We start from the raw sequence: 19,842 nt of genomic DNA, 5'->3' as shown, positions 1-19,842 counted from the left end.
CTTATTGATTACGGTCAAAAAAATCATGCCAGAGACTGCTATTTTCATGCCTCTGGCAATGGTTTGGGCAAAAATAATTATTATGCATATTAATAGACGCAGTTTTTTTAAACTCTGTGCGGGCGGTATGGCAGGAACAACCGCGAGCTTATTGGGTTTCGCGCCTCCCAGCGCGCTTGCGAATGTCAGGCAATATAAACTATTACGCGCCAAAGAAACCCGTAATAACTGTACTTACTGCTCCGTCGGCTGCGGCATGCTGATTTACAGCCGGGGCGACGGCGCCAAAAACGCCGTTTCTTCTATTTATCACATTGAAGGCGACCCCGATCATCCGGTCAGCCGGGGGTCGCTCTGTCCTAAAGGCGCCGGGGTGCTGGATTTCATTCACAGCGACAGACGGCTGAAATACCCTGAATATCGCGCGCCCGGCTCCAGTGAATGGAAGCGTATCAGCTGGGAAGAGGCCTTTGACCGTATCGCCCGTTTAATGAAGGCGGATCGCGACGCAAACTTTCAGCAAAAGAATGAGCAAGGCGTTACGGTCAACCGCTGGACGACCACCGGCATGCTCTGCTCCTCCGCCGCCAGCAACGAAACCGGGCTGCTCGATCATAAATTCGCCCGCGCTTTAGGTATCGTCGCCCTGGAAAACCAGGCCCGACTCTGCCATGGCCCAACGGTCGCGGCGCTGGCGCCGAGCTTCGGCCGCGGCGCGATGACCAACAGCTGGAACGACATTAAGAACGCCAACGTCATCATGATCATGGGCGGCAACCCCGCAGAGGCCCATCCCGTCGGCTTTAAATGGGTTATCGAAGCGAAAACGCATAATAAAGCGAAAGTGATCGTGGTCGACCCGCGCTTCAACCGCTCCGCCTCGGTAGCCGACATCTATGCTCCGCTGCGCGCAGGCAGCGATGTCGCCTTCCTGATGGGTATGGTCAACTATCTGTTGCAGCACGACGCGATTCAACACGACTATGTGAAGCATTACACCAACGCTTCACTGATTGTCAGCGAAGGCTACCGTTTCGACGAGGGTCTGTTCAGCGGCTACGACGACGCCGCGCGCAAATATGACAAAACCAGCTGGTACTATGAGCTGGATGAACACGGCCAGGCGAAACGCGATCTTACCCTTGCGCATCCGCGTTGCGTATTTAATCTGCTGAAAAAACATGCCAGCCGCTACACGCCGGACATGGTGTCCCGTCTGTGCGGCACGTCAAAAGACGATTTTCTGACCATCTGCCAGACAATCGCCAGCACCAGCGTGCCTGATCGCACCACCGCTTTCCTGTACGCCCTGGGCTGGACGCACCATACTAACGGCGCGCAAATCATCCGCACCGCGGCGATTATCCAACTGCTGCTGGGCAATATAGGCATGCCCGGCGGCGGCATTAACGCCCTGCGCGGCCACTCCAACGTACAGGGTTACACCGATCTCGGCCTGCTGTCGCAAAGCCTGCCGGGTTATCTGCCGCTCCCTTCGGAAAAACAGACCACGCTGGCGGATTATTTACAGCAGGCGACGCCGGTTTCTCCGCTGCCAGGTCAGGTTAACTACTGGCAAAACACCGATAAGTTTTTCGTCAGCCTGATGAAAAGCTTCTACGGCGATAACGCCACGGCGGAAAATCAGTGGGGCTACAACTGGCTGCCCAAATGGGATAAAAGCTACGACTGCCTGGCGCTGGCGGAAATGATGACGCAGGGCAAACTCAACGGCCTGATTATTCAGGGGTTTAACCCGCTGGCCGCCTTCCCGGACAAGAATAAAGCGTTTCGGGCCTTCTCACGCCTGAAATATATGGTGGTTATCGATCCCCTAAGCACCGAAACCGCCAGCTTCTGGCAGCATCATGGCGAATTCAACGATGTCGATCCGGCACAGATTCAGACGGAAGTGTTCCGCCTGCCCTCCTCCTGCTTTGCGGAAGAGAACGGTTCGATAGCGAATTCATCACGCTGGCTACAGTGGCACTGGGCGGCGGCCGAACCGCCGGGAGAGGCGCTGCATGACGGCAAAATCCTCGGCAATATCTTCCTGCGCCTGCGGGAACGCTATCGCCAGGAAGGCGGCGCCGCGCCGGAACCCTTACTGGCGATGCGCTGGGACTACCACGATCCCCGCAACCCGGAACCGGAAGAGGTGGCGCGCGAAAACAACGGCTGGGCGCTGGCCGATGTTTACGACGACAGCGGCAAACTGCTGTTGAAAAAAGGCCAGCAGCTTAGCTCCTTTGCTGAGCTGCGCAACGACGGCACCACCGCCAGCAGCTGCTGGATCTATACCGGCAGCTGGACGCAGTCGGGCAATCAGATGGCGCGGCGCGATAACGCCGATCCCTCAGGGTTGGGCGTGATGTCCGGCTGGGCCTGGGCCTGGCCAGCCAACCGCCGCCTCCTTTACAACCGCGCCTCCGCCGATCCGCAGGGCAACGCCTGGGATCCGCAACGCCGATTGATTGAGTGGGACGGCAAACAGTGGCAGGGCCATGACGTGCCGGACTACCCGTCGACGGCTGCGCCGGAAAAACAGGTCGGGCCTTTTATTATGCTGCCTGACGGCATGGGGCATCTGTTTGCGCTGGATAAGCTGGCGGACGGCCCTTTCCCTGAACATTATGAGCCGATGGAAAGCCCGACCGCCACCAATCCGCTGCATCCAACACAGGTTCACAGTCCGGTGGTGCGGATTTTCCAGCAGGATCTCAAAACGCTGGGCAAGGCCGACGCCTATCCCTACGTCGCCACAACCTACTCCATTACCGAGCTCTTCCGTCACTGGACCAAACATGCCCGGCTGAACGCGATCGCTCAGCCTGAACAGTTTGTCGAAATCAGCGCGGAGCTGGCGGCCGAAAAAGGCATCGCGGCGGGCGACAACGTGAAAATCAGCTCCCGACGCGGCTATATCAAGGCAAAAGCGGTGGTCACGAAGCGCTTGCGCCGTCTGACCATCGACGGCAGGCAGGTTGATACCATCGGCATTCCCTGCCACTGGGGCTTTGAAGGCGCGACGCAAAAAGGCTTTTTGGCCAACACGCTGCCGCCATCCGTTGGCGACGCCAACTCACAAACGCCTGAGTACAAGGGCTTTTTGGTTAACGTGGAAAAGGTGTAACAGAGAACGATTATGGCTTATCAGTCACAAGACATTATTCGTCGCTCCGCGACAAATGGCTTAACGCCGCCGCCGCAGGCGCGTGACCATCAGCAGGAGGTGGCGAAGCTGATTGACGTCACCACCTGCATCGGCTGCAAAGCGTGTCAGGTTGCCTGCTCCGAGTGGAACGACATCCGTGATGAGGTGGGGCATAACGTCGGGGTATACGATAACCCCGTCGATCTGACCGCCAAATCCTGGACGGTGATGCGCTTTTCGGAAGTGGAGGAGAACGGCCGGCTGGAGTGGCTGATCCGCAAGGATGGCTGCATGCACTGCGCCGATCCGGGCTGCCTGAAGGCCTGCCCGGCGGAAGGGGCGATTATTCAGTACGCCAACGGCATCGTCGATTTCCAGTCCGAGCACTGCATTGGCTGCGGCTACTGCATTGCGGGCTGTCCGTTCAACGTGCCGCGTCTGAATAAGGACGATAATCGCGCCTATAAATGCACCCTGTGCGTGGACCGCGTCGCCGTCGGCCAGGAACCCGCCTGCGTGAAGACCTGCCCGACCGGCGCTATCCACTTCGGCAGCAAAGCGGATATGCAGCAGCTGGCGGCAGACCGCGTCGACGAGTTGAAAACGCGCGGCTATGAAAACGCCGGTCTTTACGATCCGGCGGGCGTCGGCGGCACGCACGTGATGTACGTGCTGCACCACGCCAACAAGCCGCAGCTCTACCACGGCTTGCCGGACAATCCGTCCATCAGCCCGGCGGTTACCTTCTGGAAAGGCATCTGGAAACCGCTGGCGGCCATCGGCTTCGCGGCCACCTTCGCCGCCTCGGTGTTCCACTATGTGGGCGTCGGTCCGAATCGCGTCAGCGAAGATGAAGAAGATCAGCAGGAGAAAGAGGAGCGAAACCATGAAGAAGCGTGACCTGATTGTGCGCTACAGCGCACCGGAACGCATCAACCACTGGATTGTGGCGTTCTGCTTCGTGCTCGCCGCCCTCAGCGGCCTGGGATTTTTCTTCCCGTCATTTAACGGGTTGATGAATGTGCTGGGCACGCCGCAGCTGGCGCGCATCCTGCATCCATTCATCGGCGTGGCGATGTTTCTCGCCTTTATGCTGATGTTTCTGCGTTACTGGAAACACAACCTGGTTAACCGCGACGATCTGTTGTGGGCGAAGAATATCCATAAAATCGCCATGAATGAGGAGGTCGGCGATACCGGCCGCTATAATTTCGGGCAGAAGTGTGTATTCTGGGCTGCTATTATCAGTCTGCTGCTGCTGTTAGCGAGTGGTATCGTCATCTGGCGTCCTTACTTCGCCGGTGCCTTTCCCATCCCGCTGATTCGGCTGGCGTTACTGGTGCATTCGGTGTCGGCGGTGGGCCTGATCATTGTGATTATGGTACATATCTACGCCGCGCTGTGGGTAAAAGGCACGCTGACGGCAATGGTGGAAGGCTGGGTTACGCCGATTTGGGCGAAAAAGCATCACCCGCGCTGGTATCGCGCTGTTCGTGAACAGCAGAGCCAACCGACACAACAGGATAAACGTCCCTGATGACTATTCGCATCATCCCGCAAGAACAGCTGGAGAAGAGCGACAGAACAACGGCGGATATGATTCCGCCGTTACTTTTCCCCAGGCTGAAAAATTTATATAGCCGCCGCGCCGCGCGTTTGCGCCAGCTGGCGGCGAAAAATCCGCTGGGCGACTATCTGCGCTTCGCCGCTTTTATTGCCGAAGCGCAGGAGATCGTGCTGTACGACCATCCCCTGAATATGGATCTCCATGCGCGCCTGGTGGAATCTGCCGCCAGCGGCAAGCCGCCGCTGGATATCAGCACCCTGCCGCGCGATGCGCACTGGCAGCGTCTGCTGCATTCCCTGATCGCCGAGCTGAAGCCGGAAATGACCGGCCAGGCGCTGGCGGTGCTGGAGAACCTGGAAAAAACCTCCGCGCCGGAGCTGGAAGCGCTCGCCACCGCGCTGCTGGCGCACGATTTCGCCAGGGTCAGCAGCGACAAAGCGCCCTTTATCTGGGCGGCGCTGTCGGTTTACTGGGCGCAGATGGCGGCGCTGATCCCCGGCAAAGCGCGCGCGGAATATGGCGAACAGCGTCAGTTCTGCCCGGTTTGCAACAGCGTGCCGGTAACCAGCGTGGTGCATATGGGCATGCAGAACGGCGGCCTGCGCTACCTGCACTGCAACCTGTGCGAAAGCGAGTGGCATGTGGTGCGCGCCAAATGCAGCAACTGCGAGCAAACCGGCGATCTGCACTACTGGTCGCTGGACAGCGAACAGGCCGCGGTGAAGGCGGAAAGCTGCGGTGACTGCGGCACCTATCTCAAGATGCTCTGGCAGGAGAAAGATCCGTCCGTTGAGCCGGTGGCGGACGATCTCGCCTCGCTGATGCTGGACGCGCGCATGGAACAGGAAGGTTTCGCCCGCAGCAGCCTGAACCCGTTTCTGTTCCCCGGCACGGAGTAATTTCTGACGGCCGGGCCAGCTTCATCGGTCCGGCGCCCTGATTCACTCTCAAGAGGGAGAAGCGTAATGAAACTTATCGGCAACTACACCAGCCCCTATGTGCGTAAGATTTCCATCATCATGCTGGAAAAAGGCATTACGTTTGAATTCAGCAATGAATCTCCCTGGTCCGAAGAGAGCCACGTCCCGCACTACAATCCATTAGGCAAAGTGCCCGCGCTGGTCGACGACAGCGGCGAATGCTGGTACGACTCGCCGATTATCGCCGCCCTGCTGGAAACGCTGCCGCAAACGCCGAAGCTGTTGCCGGACGATGCGCGCCAGGCGGTGAAGGTGCGTCAGCTGGAGGCGCTGGCCGACGGGGTTTGTGACGCGGCGCTGTTTATCGTGCGTGAGCAGATGCGCCCAACGCAGCAGCAGTCGCCTGAGGAGATGCTGCGCCAGCGCCATAAAATAACGCGCGCGCTCGACGCGCTGGAGCAGGAAGCGGCCAGCGGCGCGTGGCTGAACGGCGACCCGTTAAACCTTGCCGATATCGCTACCGGCTGCGCCATCGGCTACATTAATTTTCGGCATGTGGCGCCTAACTGGTGCGTGAATCGTCCTGCGCTGGTGAAACTGGTGGAAAAACTCTTCCAGCGCGAAAGCTTTGCCCGCACGGTGCCGCCCGCAACCTGAATACGGATACGGCCCGTCAACCACTCTGGCTTTTTAATCGCTTCCCCGGCTTTTGGGCGGCGATACCGCGTTCGATTTGAACAGCGCCAGCCGACGATCCAGCGCCTTGCTGTAGAGCAGCGTGTCCACGCCGGCTGCGACAATTAAGGTTAAACGGCGCGCGGGCGTGGGCCAGCTTCGTCGCGTAAAACTGGATTTCATCCCGGCCAGCCTCCAGCGGAGTGGAAAAGAAAGGCGCAAAAGCGTGAAGGCATGCACAGATTTTTTTATCTGGAGTGCAACAGGCTGGACTAAAAACAGGAACGCCGGACAACCCGTAAAGATTGTCCGGCGTTCCGGGAAGCCTGGCGGGCGGAGCCGCCGACAGGCTTATTGCAACAGAGAGATGTCTGCCACTTGCAGGAACAGCTCGCGCAGTTTCGCCAGCAGCGTCAGGCGGTTAATACGCACCGCCTGATCTTCCGCATTCACCATCACTTTATCGAAGAAGTTATCCACCGCTTCGCGCAGCTGCGCCAGTTCGATCAGCGCATCCTGATAGCGGCCTTCCGCGAACCACGGCTGCAGCTTGCTTTCCAGCGCGGTGACAAAGGTCGCCAGCTTGATCTCTTCGTTTTCTTTCAGCAGCGACGCCTGCACGCGATCGTTCAGCGGCTCGGTCGCTTTTGCCAGAATATTGGAGACGCGCTTGTTGGCGGCGGCCAGCGCAGCGGCTTCATCCAGCGTGCGGAAGTGCGAAACCGCCTTCATGCGCGCATCGAAATCAGCCGGACGGGTTGGACGACGCGCCAGCACCGCCTGAATAGTGTCGACGCTGTGGCCTTCTTCCTGATACCAGGCGCGGAAGCGACCCAGCATAAAGTCGATCACCTCATCCACCACCTTCTCGTTGGTCAGCTTGCTGCCGTAGAGACGCACCGCCTCTTCGGTCAGCGTTTGCAGATCGAGCGGCAGACGTTTTTCCACGATAATACGCAGCACGCCCAGCGCGGCGCGGCGCAGCGCGAACGGGTCTTTGTCCCCTTTCGGATGCTGCCCGATGCCGAAGATGCCCGCCAGGGTATCCATTTTATCGGCAATCGCCAGCGCGCAGGCGACCGGGCTGGAAGGCAGATCGTCGCCGGCGAAACGCGGCTGATACTGCTCGTTCAGCGCAACCGCGACCTCTTCCGCTTCGCCGTCGTGACGCGCGTAGTGCATGCCCATCACGCCCTGGGTGTCGGTAAACTCAAACACCATGTTGGTCATCAGGTCGCATTTGGAAAGCAGGCCCGCACGGGTCGCCAGGTTGACGTCTGCGCCGATTTGACCGGCGATCCAGCCTGCCAGCGCCTGAATGCGATCGGTTTTATCGCGCAGGGTGCCGAGCTGCTGCTGGAACAGTACGGTTTCCAGACGCGGCAGGTTATCTTCCAGACGCTTTTTGCGGTCGGTATTAAAGAAGAACTCGGCATCGGCCAGACGCGGACGCACAACCTTCTCGTTACCGGCGATAATCTGCTGCGGATCGCTCGATTCGATATTGGCGACGAAGATAAAGTGCGGCAGCAGCTTGCCCTCTTTGTCGTAGACCGGGAAATATTTCTGGTCGCCCTTCATGGTGTAGACCAGCGCTTCCGCCGGCACCGCGAGGAATTTTTCCTCGAAGGTGGCCGTCAGCACGACCGGCCATTCAACCAGCGAAGCGACCTCTTCCAGCAGGCTGTCGCTCAGATCCGCGTTGCCGCCGATCTGGCGCGCCGCCGCTTCCGCGTCGGCTTTGATTTTGGCTTTGCGCGCGTCGTAATCGGCCATCACTTTACCGCGCGTTTCCAGGATCTGCGGATACTGGTCGGCGTTATCGATGGTGATTTCCGGCTCGCCCATAAAGCGGTGGCCGCGCAGGGTGCGGCCCGATGCGATGCCCAGAATGGTGGCGGGGATCAGCTCGTCGCCCAGCAGCAGGGTGACGGTATGCACCGGACGTACGAACTGCACGTCGCTGTCGCCCCAGCGCATCAGCTTCGGCACCGGCAGCTTCGCCAGCGCGTTGGCGATCATCGTCGGCAGCAGCGCCTGCGCGCTTTCGCCCGGCACATGCGCGCGATACATCAGCCATTCGCCCTTGTCGGTTTTCAGACGCTCGGCCTGATCGACGGTGATGCCGCAGCCGCGTGCCCAGCCTTCGGCCGCTTTGGTCGGCGCGCCGCTGGCGTCAAAGGCGGCGGCGATTGCCGGGCCGCGCTTCTCAACTTCGCGATCCGGCTGCGCGGCGCTCAGGCTGGCGACCTTCAGCGCCAGACGGCGCGGCGCGGCGTACCAGCTCACTTCGCCATGCGCGAGGCCCGCATTGTCCAGCTCGGCGGTAACGTGGGCGGCGAAAGATTCCGCCAGGTTGCGCAATGCTTTCGGCGGCAGCTCTTCGGTGCCGATTTCCACCAGAAAAGTTTTTTCAGTCATGGCTGCCTCTTATTTGTTGTTATTGCACATCGGGAAGCCCAGCGCCTCGCGGGAGGCGTAGTAGGCTTCAGCCACGGCTTTGGTCAGGGTGCGGATGCGCAGAATATAGCGCTGACGTTCGGTCACCGAGATCGCCTTGCGCGCGTCCAGCAGGTTAAAGCTGTGCGCCGCCTTCAGGATGCGCTCATAGGCCGGCAGCGGCAGCGGTTTTTCCAGCGCCAGCAGCTTCTGGGCCTCTTTTTCATACTGCTCGAAGCAGGTGAAAAGGAAATCCACGTCGGCATATTCAAAGTTGTAGGTGGACTGCTCGACTTCGTTCTGATGGAACACGTCGCCGTAGGTGGTTTTACCCAGCGGGCCGTCGCTCCAGACCAGATCGTAGACGCTGTCGACGCCCTGGATATACATCGCCAGACGCTCCAGGCCGTAGGTGATTTCGCCGGTTACCGGTTTGCACTCGAGGCCGCCGACCTGCTGGAAATAGGTGAACTGCGTCACTTCCATGCCGTTCAGCCAGACTTCCCAGCCGAGACCCCAGGCGCCCAGCGTCGGGTTTTCCCAGTTGTCTTCAACAAAGCGGATGTCATGAACAGTGGGATCGATGCCCAGCTCTTTCAGCGAGCCGAGATAGAGCTCCTGAATATTGTCCGGCGACGGCTTAATGATCACCTGAAACTGGTAATAGTGCTGTAAGCGGTTCGGGTTTTCCCCGTAGCGGCCGTCGGTAGGACGACGTGAAGGCTGCACATAAGCGGCGGCGATCGGCTCCGGCCCCAGCGCACGCAGGCAGGTCATCGGGTGAGAAGTGCCAGCGCCGACTTCCATGTCCAGAGGTTGAACGATGGTGCAGCCCTGACGCGCCCAGTAATCCTGCAAGGTCAGGATCAGGCCCTGAAAGGTCTTGGTATCAAACTTTTGCATGTTGAGTTCGCACGCGATACGGGTGGATTAAAAAAGTGTGCGTCAGTATACCCTTTGACCGGCGGTTATGCAGCCCGAGATCGCGCCTGCCCGCGCGCTTTGTTTGGAAAGGGTTGAGGCGACGGCGGCAAATAGCGGTAAATCTGATTCCTGGCGGGCCGAGGTTGTTGAAGCACAGCCGCCTGGCTACCCTCATAAACGCAAGTGCACGCGATATGAGGAAAAAATGTCTCTGCAAAAGATCGGCTGGATAGATAATTTACGCGCCGTCGCCTGCCTGATGGTGATCGTGATTCACACGACAACCTGGTATATCACCAACAGCGACCAGGTGGCGGAATCCGCCTGGGATTTGGCGAACCTGCTTAACTCCGCGTCGCGCGTCTGCGTGCCGCTGTTCTTTATGATCTCCGGCTACCTGTTTTTCGGCGAACGCAGCGCGCAGCCGCGCCACTTTCTGCGGATCGCGCTCTGCCTGTTGTTCTACAGCGTGGTGGCGCTGCTCTACATCAGCCTGCTAACGCCGATCAGTGAAAAGCTGTCGCTGCTGCACCTGCTGCAAAAGCCGGTGTTCTATCACCTGTGGTTCTTCTTCGCCATCATCACTATCTATCTTTTTTCGCCGCTGATTCAGGTAAAACCGACCACGGCGGGCTACGTCGCCGCGCTGGTGTTGGTAATGGCGATAATCGCCAATCCCCATACCGCCGACCAGTCAACCGGGCGTTTCCAGTGGCTGCCGGTCAATCTCTATATCAGCGGCGAAAGCATTTACTACCTGCTCTATGCCCTGCTGGGCCGCGCCCTTGGCACCATGAACACGGAAAAGCGCGGCGTCAGCTGGCTGGCGGCGCTGCTGTTTCTTGCCTGTGTGGCGGGCATTTCGCTGGGCACCAAACAGGAGCTGCACGTTAACGGCGCGTTCTCCGACCTCTGGTATCTTTACTGCGGCCCGCTGGTGTTTATCGGCGCGCTGAGCCTGTTCACCTGGTTTAAAAACTGCCTGAACCAGCGTCCGCTGCCAGGGCTGGCGCTGATCTCACGCAATTCACTGCCGATTTACGGCTTTCACGCGCTGTTTATCCACTTTATGCGCACCCATCACCTTGATTATACCCAGCGGCCGCCGCTGGATATCGTCCTGATATTCAGCGTGACGCTGGCGGGCAGCCTGCTGCTGGCGCTGGGCCTGCGCCGTCTCGACAGGCATCATCTGGTGAGTTAAGCGCGACGCCGTATCGTGCTGCGATCGGCTCCGGCGACAAGCCCGGCGCCGTTTTTTTACAGTGAATCCGTATCCATCAGCGGCGCCAGCTGCTGATAAAGCCTGCCGAACAGCGCACGCCGCAACTGATAGCGCTGATGGCGCTGCGCATCCGGCTGATGGCGCTGTTCTAACGGCAGCGTGGGCAGCAGCGTTTCCGGCGGCGTATCCGGCTGCAACGCCAGCTGCGCCAGCCGTGCGGCGCCCAGCGCCGGGCCGACATCGCCGCCGCGACAGTAGTCCAGCGTCTGACCGCTGATGTCCGCCAGCATCTGCCGCCAGAACGGGCTGCGCGCGCCGCCGCCGATCAGCGTCACGCTCGTCGGCTTAATGCCGCAGGCGTGCACCGCATCCATGCCCTCCGCCAGCGCGTATCCCACCCCTTCCAGCACCGCCAGCGCCAGTTCGGGACGTCCATGCTGGTGCGTCATGCCGAAAAAGACCCCTTTCGCCTGCGGATTGTTGTGCGGCGTGCGCTCGCCGGAAAGATAGGGCAGAAAGAACAGCGGCGGCACATCGACGCGCGCCCGCTCCGCCTCGGCCAGCAGCGCCGGCACATCGGCACAGCCGGTCAGCGCCGCCGCCCAGTCCAGACAGGCCGCCGCGCTGAGCATCACCGACATCAGATGCCAGCGGTTCGGCAGCGCGTGACAAAAACTGTGAACTGCGCTTTCCGGGTTCGCCAGGAAACCGTCGCTTACGACGAAATAGACGCCGGACGTGCCCAGCGACAACATGCTCTGTCCGGCGTTAATCATGCCGGTGCCTATCGCGCCCGCGGCATTATCGCCGCCGCCCGCCACCACCGGCACGCTTTCCATGCCCCAGCGCTGCGCCAGCGCAGGCTGCAAATAGCCGGTAATCTGGTTGCCCTCGAACAGCGTCGGCATTTGCGCCTGCGTCAGCCCGCAGGCCTCCAGCAGGGCATCACTCCAGCAGCGATTCGCCACGTCCAGCCAAAGCGTGCCCGCCGCATCGGACATATCGCTGGCGAAGTCGCCGGTCAGACGCCAGCGCAGATAATCTTTCGGCAGCAGCACCTTCGCGATACGTGAGAAAACCGCCGGCTCATGCTCCCTGACCCACAGCAGCTTCGGCGCGGTAAAGCCTGGCATCATCAGGTTGCCGGTAATCTGCCGCGCCTGCGGCACACTTTCTTCCAGCTGCTGACACTGCGCGAGGCTGCGGCCATCGTTCCATAAAATCGCCGGACGCAGCGGCTGATGCTGCGCATCCAGCAACGTCGCGCCATGCATCTGCCCGGTCAGACCGATCGCCCTGACCTGACTGAGATCGTGCTGCTGACGCAGCGCCTGCAATGCGCTGTCGGTCGCCTGCCACCAGCTGTTCGCGTCCTGCTCGCTCCACAGCGGCTGCGGACGCGAAACGGTCAGCTTCTCCGTCTGGCTGGCGACCACCTCGCCTGCTGCGTTCAGCAGCACCACCTTAACGCCGGAGGTGCCTAAATCGATGCCGATAACCATGCTCCGGCTCCTGTTGGTTTATCCACGGTACAGCCAGCTGTTCACCAGATTCTCCAGCTGTTCCTGACGACCGCTCTGGTGCTGCGGATTGAACTGATGCGCTGACGCATGAGAAGCCAGCGCCGACAGCGACATTTCGCCCTGCAGGATCTGCTGCCCCAGCTCGCCGTTCCAGCCGCTGTAGCGCTGCGCCACGCGACGGTCCAGCTCGCCCGCCTCGATCATGCGCGCCGCTACCTTCAACGCCAGCGCCATGGTATCCATCGCGCCGATATGACCATAAAAGAGATCGTATTTGTCCGTGCTCTGGCGACGCACCTTGGCGTCGAAGTTCAGGCCGCCGGTGGTGAAGCCCCCCGCTTTCACGATTTCATACATCACCAGTGCATTCTCTTCCACACTGACCGGGAACTGATCGGTATCCCAGCCCAGCTGCGAGTCGCCGCGGTTGGCGTCTACCGAGCCGAAGATGCCCAGCGCGATCGCCGTGGCGATCTCATGGTGGAAACTGTGCCCCGCCAGCGTCGCGTGGTTCGCTTCAACGTTCACTTTAATCTCTTTTTCCAGGCCGAACTGCTTCAGGAAGCCGTAAACCGTCGCCACATCGTAATCATACTGATGCTTGGTCGGCTCCTGCGGCTTCGGCTCGATCAGCAGGGTGCCCTGGAAACCGGTTTTATGCTTATGCTCCACCACCATCTGCATAAAGCGGCCAAGCTGCTCGCGCTCCTGGCGCAGATCGGTGTTCAGCAGGGTTTCATAGCCTTCGCGCCCGCCCCACAGTACGTAGTTTTCACCGCCGAGCTGGTGCGTCGCCTGCATCGCGCTGCACACCTGGCTCGCCGCCCAGGCGAACACTTCTGGATCGGGATTGGTGGCGGCGCCCGCGCCGTAGCGCGGATGGGTAAAGCAGTTGGCGGTGCCCCATAGCAGCTTCACGCCGCTCTCCTGCTGTTTCTGTTGCAGCACCTCGGTCATAAGCGCCAGGTTATGCTGATAGCTTTTCAGCGACTCCCCTTCCGGCGACACGTCCACGTCATGGAAACAGTAAAACGGCACGTTCAGCTTGTAGAAAAACTCAAAGGCGACGTCCGCCTTGCGCTTCGCCATCTCCAGCGCGTCGCCCGCCTTTTGCCAGGGGCGGTCAAACGCGCCGACGCCGAACATATCCACGCCGGTCCAACAGAAGGTATGCCAGTAGCAGGCGGCGAAACGCAGGTGGTCCTCCATGCGCTTGCCTAATACCATTTCATCGGGATTATAGTGACGAAACGCCAGCGGATTGCTGCTGTCCGGCCCCTGATAGCTTACGCGCTCGATCTGATCAAAATAAGCCTGCATCTTTCACTCCTTAACACGTCGACCGGAAATGGTCAGCGAACAGGCTTCTATTCTGGTAAGCGCTCCGGCGTCGCTCAATTACGTTATTTCACACCACAATTAAGATAATTATTAACTGTGCGGCGCGTCGCAAAATAACGCTTCCCGGTGTCTGTTTTTCGTATCGCCACGCAAAATAAAGGGTCTTTCAGATTATTCTTCATTAAAAAATCGATCGCCATCATAAAATCAGCAATAAACCAAAAAACGTAACGCCGGGATAAAAATCTGTAATTGAAGAAACCGTCTTCTCAGGTCAAGAATTCATCAGCCCGTTCAGGAACGTTCCGATAAAAATGACCTCAACCTACAGGGTAATGATGATGAAAATGAAACACACTCTACTGGCCGTCTGCGCGGCGTTGGCCCTGTTCAGTCAGGCTGGCGCGGCGAAAGAGGTGAAGATCGGCATGGCGATTGACGATCTGCGCCTTGAGCGCTGGCAAAAAGATCGCGATATTTTCGTCAAAAAAGCGGAATCGCTGGGCGCCAGCGTATTTGTGCAGTCCGCCAACGGCAATGAAGAAACCCAGATGTCGCAAATTGAAAATATGATTAACCGCGGCGTAGATGTGCTGGTGATTATTCCTTATAACGGCCAGGTATTAAGTAATGTGATTGCCGAAGCGAAGCAGGAAGGTATTAAAGTACTGGCTTACGATCGCATGATAAATAATGCCGATATCGATTTTTATATCTCATTCGATAATGAAAAAGTAGGCGAACTTCAGGCCCAGAGCCTGGTTAAGCAGGTGCCGCAGGGCAATTATTTTCTGATGGGCGGATCGCCGGTGGATAATAATGCCCGTCTGTTCCGCGACGGGCAGATGAAGGTGCTGAAGCCGCTGATCGATCAGGGCAAAATCAAGGTGGTGGGCGATCAGTGGGTTGACGCCTGGCTGCCGGAAAACGCCTTAAAAATCATGGAAAACGCCCTGACCGCAAACAATAACCATATCGACGCGGTCGTCGCCTCTAACGACGCCACCGCCGGCGGCGCGATCCAGGCGCTCTCCGCACAGGGGCTGGCAGGCAAAGTAGCGATTTCCGGTCAGGACGCGGACCTGGCGGCAATCAAGCGCATCGAGAACGGCACGCAAACCATGACGGTCTATAAACCGATCACCAAACTGGCGGATGAGGCGGCGAAAATCGCCGTCGAACTGGGCGAAGGCAAACAGCCCAAATCCAACGCCACCCTCAACAACGGCAAAAAAGCGGTGCCCTCCTGGCTGCTGACGCCGATTCCGGTCGATAAGAGCAATATCGACAGCACCGTCGTCGCCGACGGCTTCCACAAAAAAAGCGACCTCTGAGTCGCTTCATACTGGCAATCCATTCTTAGCGCAGAAAGCCCAGCCAGGGATGGCCCGGCAGCAAATCGCCGTCGGGCGCAACTTTCAGCGCAGCGGAATAGCCAACGATCCTGTCGCGCTACGGCAGGCAAACAGTGGAGGAATGTATGACGACGCTGCTGGAAATGAAAAATATCACCAAGCGCTTCGGCAACGTGAAGGCGGTGGACGATATTTCGCTGCGTCTTGAGGCGGGCGAAGTAGTGTCGCTGTGCGGCGAAAACGGCTCCGGCAAATCGACGCTGATGAAAGTGCTGTGCGGGCTCTATCCGACAGGCGACTACGAAGGAGAGATCCTGTTCGCCGGCGAGCCGCTGCGCGCCGCCACCATCCGCGATACGGAGCGCAAAGGCATCGTCATTATCCATCAGGAGCTGGCGCTGGTGCGGCAGCTGACGGTGCTGGAAAACATCTTTCTCGGCAGTGAGCTCACCCGTGGCGGCGTGGTTGACGATGAAACCATGGCGCTGCGCTGCCAGCGTTTATTACAGCAGGTGAAGCTGGATATCTCGCCCCATACGCGCGTCGGGGAGCTGGGCATCGGACAGCAGCAGCTGGTGGAGATCGCCCGTGCGCTGAACAAGCAGGTACGGCTGCTGATTCTCGATGAGCCGACCTCTTCGCTCACCGAGCAGGAGACCGGCGTGCTGCTGGAGATCGTCAAAGATCTGCGCGATCACGGCATCGCCTGTGTCTATATCTCGCATAAGCTGAACGAGGTGAAGGCGATTTCCGACACCATCTGCGTAATCCGCGACGGCAAGCATATTGATACCTGTCCGGCAGACGGGTTGAGCGAAGACGACATCATCACCATGATGGTCGGGCGCGAGCTGACCGCGCTCTATCCGCGCGAACCGCATGAACAGGGCGAAGAGATATTACGGGTAGAAAAGCTGACCGCCTGGCATCCGGTGAACCGTCATTTGCGGCGGGTGGATAACGTCTCTTTTACGCTGCGACGCGGCGAAATACTGGGTGTTGCCGGGCTGGTGGGCGCGGGCCGCACCGAGACCGTGCAGTGCCTGACCGGTCTCTGGCCGGGACGCTGGGAAGGCGAGGTGGTGATACAGGGCCATCGCGTTAATCCTAAGCGCTGGGACTGCCAGCAGGCGATTCGTCACGGCATCGCCATGGTGCCGGAAGATCGTAAAAAGGACGGCATCGTGCCGCTGCTGGGCGTCGGCAAAAATATCACTCTTGCGGCGCTCAGCCAGTTCAGCGGCCCGCTTTCGGTGCTGGACGAGGCGCGCGAACAGGTCGCCATCAATGACGCCATTCGCCAGCTAAGAGTGAAAACCGCCTCGCCGGAACTGGCGGTGGGCCGTCTCAGCGGCGGCAACCAGCAGAAGGCGGTGATCGCTAAATGCCTGCTGCTGAACCCACAGGTGCTGATCCTCGACGAGCCGACGCGCGGCATCGATATCGGCGCGCGCGTGGAGATCTACAAGCTGATTCATCAACTGGTGCAACAGGGCATCGCCATTATCGTTATCTCCTCTGAACTGCCGGAAGTGCTGGGGCTGAGCGATCGCGTGCTGGTGATGCATGAAGGCCAAATCAAAGCTGACTTGCCGAACCATAACCTGACGCAGGAGCAGGTGATGGAAGCGGCGCTGCGGAGTGAACATTATGCTTAAAACCAATACCGCCATGCTGCCCGCCAGCGGCGGCGGCGCGCCGGGCAAACTGCGCCTGCTCAATTTGCAGGTGCTGGTGATGCTGGCCGCTATCTTACTGATTATGCTGTTTTTCACCTGGATGACCGACGGCGCTTATCTCAGCGCGCGCAACGTCTCTAACCTGCTGCGCCAGACGGCGATCACCGGCATTCTGGCGGTAGGGATGGTCTTCGTCATTATCTCGGCGGAGATCGACCTGTCGGTCGGCTCGATGATGGGGCTGCTGGGCGGCGCGGCGGCGATTTTCGATGTCTGGCTGGGTTGGCCGCTGCCGCTGACCATCGTGGTGACGCTGGCGCTCGGCCTGTTGCTGGGCGCGTGGAACGGCTGGTGGGTGGCCTACCGCAAAGTCCCCTCCTTTATCGTCACCCTTGCCGGGATGCTCGCCTTTCGCGGCGTGCTGGTCGGCATCACCAACGGCACTACCGTCGCGCCGACCAGCCCGGCGATGTCGCAAATCGGGCAAAGCTACCTTCCTGACGGCATCGGCTTTGGTTTCGGCGTGATTGGCCTTGGCCTGTTCATCATCTGGCAGTGGCGGCTGCGGCTGCGTCGTCAGCAGATGGGGCTGTCGCAGCCGCCGGCGCGCAGCGCGGTGTCGCGTCAGGCGATTACCGCCCTGCTGGTGCTGGGCGCGATCTGGCTGCTTAACGACTATCGTGGCGTGCCGACGCCGGTGCTGATTCTGGCGCTGCTGCTGCTGGCGGGCATGTTTATGGCGACGCGCACCGCCTTTGGCCGCCGCATTTATGCCATCGGCGGCAACCTCGACGCCGCGCGGCTCTCCGGCATCAACGTGGCGCGCACCAAGCTGGCGGTATTCGCCATTAACGGCCTGCTGGTGGCGGTCGCCGGGTTGATCCTTAGCTCCCGTCTCGGCGCCGGTTCGCCTTCCGCCGGGAACATCGCCGAGCTGGACGCCATCGCCGCCTGCGTGATCGGCGGTACCAGCCTGGCGGGCGGCATCGGTTCGGTGGCGGGCGCGGTGATGGGGGCCTTTATTATGGCCTCGCTGGATAACGGTATGAGCATGATGGATGTGCCGACCTTCTGGCAGTACATCGTGAAGGGCGCCATTCTGCTGCTGGCGGTCTGGATGGACTCCGCCACCCGGCGACGTGCTTAATCGTCGAAGCAGATCACAGGGCTCGCCAATTTTTTTCTGCTGTCGGTTCCGCTGTGGTAATCAGGAAGCAGAATAAAAACCGGGAGTGATCATGTTTGAGAAACGTTTTCGCATCAGCCTGCTGTTTAACGCCAACAAAGTCTACGATCGCCAGGTGGTGGAGGGCGTTGGCGAATATCTACAGGCGTCGCAAACCGATTGGGACATCTTTATCGAGGAAGATTTTCGCTGCCGTATCGACAACATCCGTGAATGTCTCGGCGACGGCGTCATCGCAGACTATGACGATAAAGAGATCGAGGCGCTGCTAAAAAACGTAGACGTGCCGATTGTCGGCGTCGGCGGTTCTTACCATCGGCCGGAGGATTATCCGCCGGTCCACTATATCGCCACCGATAACGCCGCGCTGGTGGAGAGCGCCTTCCTGCACCTTAAGGAAAAGGGCATTAACCGCTTCGCCTTTTACGGCCTGCCCGCCTCCTGTGGCAAGCGCTGGGCGCAGGAGCGTGAATACGCCTTTCGTCAGCGGGTGGCGCAAGAACGTTATCAGGGAGTGATTTATCAGGGCATGGAGACCGCGCCGGCCAACTGGCAGCATGCGCAGAACCGGCTCGCCGACTGGCTACAGACGCTGCCGCCGCAGACCGGGATTATCGCCGTAACCGACGCGCGCGCCCGTCACCTGTTGCAGGTGTGCGAGCATTTAAATATTCCGGTGCCGGAGAAGCTGTGCGTGATCGGCATCGATAACGAGGAGCTGACGCGCTACCTGTCGCGCGTCGCGCTTTCGTCGGTGGCGCAGGGCACGCGCCAGATGGGTTATCAGGCGGCCAAGCTGCTGCATCGCCTGCTGGACCGTCAGCCGCTGCCGTTACAGCGTATTCTGGTGCCACCGATGAAAGTGATCGCCCGCCGCTCTACTGATTATCGTTCGCTGCACGATCCGGCGGTGATTCAGGCGATGCACTATATCCGCTGCAATGCCTGTAAAGGCATCAAGGTGGAACAGGTGCTGGACGCCGTCGGCATGTCGCGCTCCAACCTGGAAAAGCGCTTTAAGGATGAAACCGGCGAGACCATCCATACCATGATTCACAGCGAAAAGCTGGAGCGCGCGCGCATGCTGCTGGTCTCCTCTTCCATGCCGATTAATGAGATTTCGCAGATGTGCGGCTACCCTTCGCTGCAATATTTTTATTCCGTGTTTAAGAAAAGCTACGCCACCACGCCGAAGGAGTATCGCCAGCAGAGCGGTGAGGTGATGAGCTAAGCGGGCACGGTAAGGTTGAGCGGAGAGAGGCCGTCCACCACCACATCAGGGAGGTCGGTATCCCACCCAAACCAATGCTGTACGCTGCGCCTCACCTTATGGAAAACCGCCGCCTCCGATGAGGCGGCCGGACGTCAAATCCGGTTGGGGCCGCCAGCGGTGGCGGGCAGGTTTGATTCCTGTTATCGACAAACTTTATCTGACTGCTCCCGAAATTTATGGCGATTACCTATTCTGTATCTTAACCTGAAGCGTTACCTGTATCATGCCTGGCTGCTACTGAAAGATTCGCACGCTTACAGCTCGCGATGAGCCTGACGGTATTGATATGCTATACCCGTATTGCCTGATGATATTTGTAGAAATCGTTTTTAGCCTATAACTGACACAGTATGATTACCCGGATACGGTGCAAAAAACTTTCCTGTAATATTATTTAATACTGTAGTATTCAAGCAAAACACCGCCGCGAAAGGTTAAGGTGGTGATGCTGCCAACTTACTGATTTAGTGTATGATGGTGTTTTTGAGGTGCTCCAGTGGCTTCTGTTTCTATCACCTGTCCCTCCTGTTCAGCTACTGACGGGGTGGTGCGTAACGGCAAAAGCACTGCCGGACATCAGC

At 59.2% G+C, this 19,842-nt stretch carries 16 protein-coding genes and 1 tRNA gene; 12 read left to right on the top strand and 5 right to left on the bottom strand.

Going from position 1 to position 19,842, the window contains the following annotated elements; genetic code table 11:
• Positions 1–82: 82 nt before the first annotated feature.
• The 5 genes from fdnG (at position 83) to MYY08_RS09515 (ending at position 6,298) form a co-directional block, all read left to right on the top strand.
• Positions 83–3,133: a formate dehydrogenase-N subunit alpha gene (fdnG, locus tag MYY08_RS09535; protein ID WP_071883726.1), complete on the top strand. Its 3,051-nt coding sequence runs from the start codon at positions 83–85 to the stop codon at positions 3,131–3,133.
• A gap of 12 nt (positions 3,134–3,145) precedes the next feature.
• Positions 3,146–4,054, top strand: coding sequence for a formate dehydrogenase subunit beta (fdxH, locus tag MYY08_RS09530; protein ID WP_084970468.1), 909 nt, complete (start codon positions 3,146–3,148; stop codon positions 4,052–4,054).
• On the top strand, positions 4,041–4,691 hold the full coding sequence (gene fdoI, locus MYY08_RS09525) for a formate dehydrogenase cytochrome b556 subunit (RefSeq protein ID WP_038629428.1): 651 nt from the start codon (positions 4,041–4,043) through the stop codon (positions 4,689–4,691). The genes fdxH and fdoI overlap by 14 nt, the downstream gene beginning before the upstream one ends.
• Entirely contained in the window at positions 4,691–5,620 is a 930-nt protein-coding gene (fdhE, locus tag MYY08_RS09520; RefSeq protein WP_190296336.1) for a formate dehydrogenase accessory protein FdhE, read from the top strand. Before fdoI ends, fdhE begins: the two co-directional genes overlap by 1 nt.
• Before the next feature lie 66 nt (positions 5,621–5,686).
• On the top strand, positions 5,687–6,298 hold the full coding sequence (locus MYY08_RS09515; RefSeq protein WP_190296335.1) for a glutathione S-transferase: 612 nt from the start codon (positions 5,687–5,689) through the stop codon (positions 6,296–6,298).
• A gap of 33 nt (positions 6,299–6,331) precedes the next feature.
• Here MYY08_RS09515 and MYY08_RS19250 read toward each other — a convergent pair whose 3' ends face one another.
• The 3 genes from MYY08_RS19250 to glyQ all read right to left on the bottom strand — a co-directional run bounded on the left by MYY08_RS19250 (position 6,332) and on the right by glyQ (position 9,658).
• Positions 6,332–6,499, bottom strand: coding sequence for a hypothetical protein (locus tag MYY08_RS19250; protein WP_190296334.1), 168 nt, complete (start codon positions 6,497–6,499; stop codon positions 6,332–6,334).
• A gap of 168 nt (positions 6,500–6,667) precedes the next feature.
• On the bottom strand, positions 6,668–8,737 hold the full coding sequence (gene glyS / locus MYY08_RS09505) for a glycine--tRNA ligase subunit beta (protein ID WP_038629421.1): 2,070 nt from the start codon (positions 8,735–8,737) through the stop codon (positions 6,668–6,670).
• A 9-nt stretch (positions 8,738–8,746) separates the two neighbouring features.
• Entirely contained in the window at positions 8,747–9,658 is a 912-nt protein-coding gene (gene glyQ / locus MYY08_RS09500) for a glycine--tRNA ligase subunit alpha (RefSeq protein ID WP_038629418.1), read from the bottom strand.
• Between the two features lie 226 nt (positions 9,659–9,884).
• On the opposite strand from glyQ, the gene MYY08_RS09495 reads away from it, so the two are divergent.
• The gene (locus tag MYY08_RS09495) at positions 9,885–10,883 is read left to right on the top strand and encodes an acyltransferase (protein ID WP_084971718.1); all 999 of its coding nucleotides are present in this window, start codon (positions 9,885–9,887) and stop codon (positions 10,881–10,883) included.
• Between the two features lie 56 nt (positions 10,884–10,939).
• Here MYY08_RS09495 and xylB read toward each other — a convergent pair whose 3' ends face one another.
• Together xylB and xylA are read right to left on the bottom strand one after the other, a co-directional pair.
• Positions 10,940–12,406 carry a xylulokinase gene (gene xylB, locus MYY08_RS09490; protein ID WP_104951392.1) on the bottom strand — a complete coding sequence of 489 codons (1,467 nt, stop codon included), beginning with the start codon at positions 12,404–12,406 and terminating at the stop codon, positions 10,940–10,942.
• Between the two features lie 18 nt (positions 12,407–12,424).
• Complete coding sequence (gene xylA, locus MYY08_RS09485) at positions 12,425–13,747, bottom strand: xylose isomerase (protein WP_288013968.1); 1,323 nt, start codon at positions 13,745–13,747, stop codon at positions 12,425–12,427.
• A gap of 362 nt (positions 13,748–14,109) precedes the next feature.
• Between xylA and xylF the strand changes: the two genes are divergently transcribed.
• The 6 genes from xylF to MYY08_RS09455 form a co-directional block, all read left to right on the top strand.
• A complete protein-coding gene (xylF, locus tag MYY08_RS09480; RefSeq protein WP_038630207.1) occupies positions 14,110–15,102 on the top strand; it encodes a D-xylose ABC transporter substrate-binding protein in 993 nt (330 codons plus the stop codon).
• Positions 15,103–15,248: 146 nt separating this feature from the next.
• Positions 15,249–16,781 (top strand): xylose ABC transporter ATP-binding protein, encoded by a 1,533-nt coding sequence (locus tag MYY08_RS09475; protein ID WP_084970879.1) that lies wholly within the window; start codon positions 15,249–15,251, stop codon positions 16,779–16,781.
• Between the two features lie 13 nt (positions 16,782–16,794).
• Positions 16,795–17,949, top strand: coding sequence for a xylose ABC transporter permease XylH (gene xylH, locus MYY08_RS09470; RefSeq protein ID WP_373996399.1), 1,155 nt, complete (start codon positions 16,795–16,797; stop codon positions 17,947–17,949).
• Positions 17,950–18,040: 91 nt separating this feature from the next.
• On the top strand, positions 18,041–19,219 hold the full coding sequence (gene xylR / locus MYY08_RS09465; RefSeq protein ID WP_084970877.1) for a D-xylose utilization transcriptional activator XylR: 1,179 nt from the start codon (positions 18,041–18,043) through the stop codon (positions 19,217–19,219).
• Between the two features lie 108 nt (positions 19,220–19,327).
• Positions 19,328–19,407 (top strand) — tRNA-Sec (locus tag MYY08_RS09460).
• Between the two features lie 350 nt (positions 19,408–19,757).
• Positions 19,758–19,842 (top strand): IS1 family transposase (locus tag MYY08_RS09455; RefSeq protein ID WP_353738463.1); only part of this gene is annotated, 85 nt, incomplete at its 3' end.

The organism is Mixta sp., from assembly GCF_024610815.1.
GTDB classification, from domain to species: Bacteria; Pseudomonadota; Gammaproteobacteria; order Enterobacterales; family Enterobacteriaceae; genus Mixta; species Mixta calida.
Note: the sequence above shows the minus strand (reverse complement) of the source record. Positions and strands in the feature narration are given on the sequence as shown.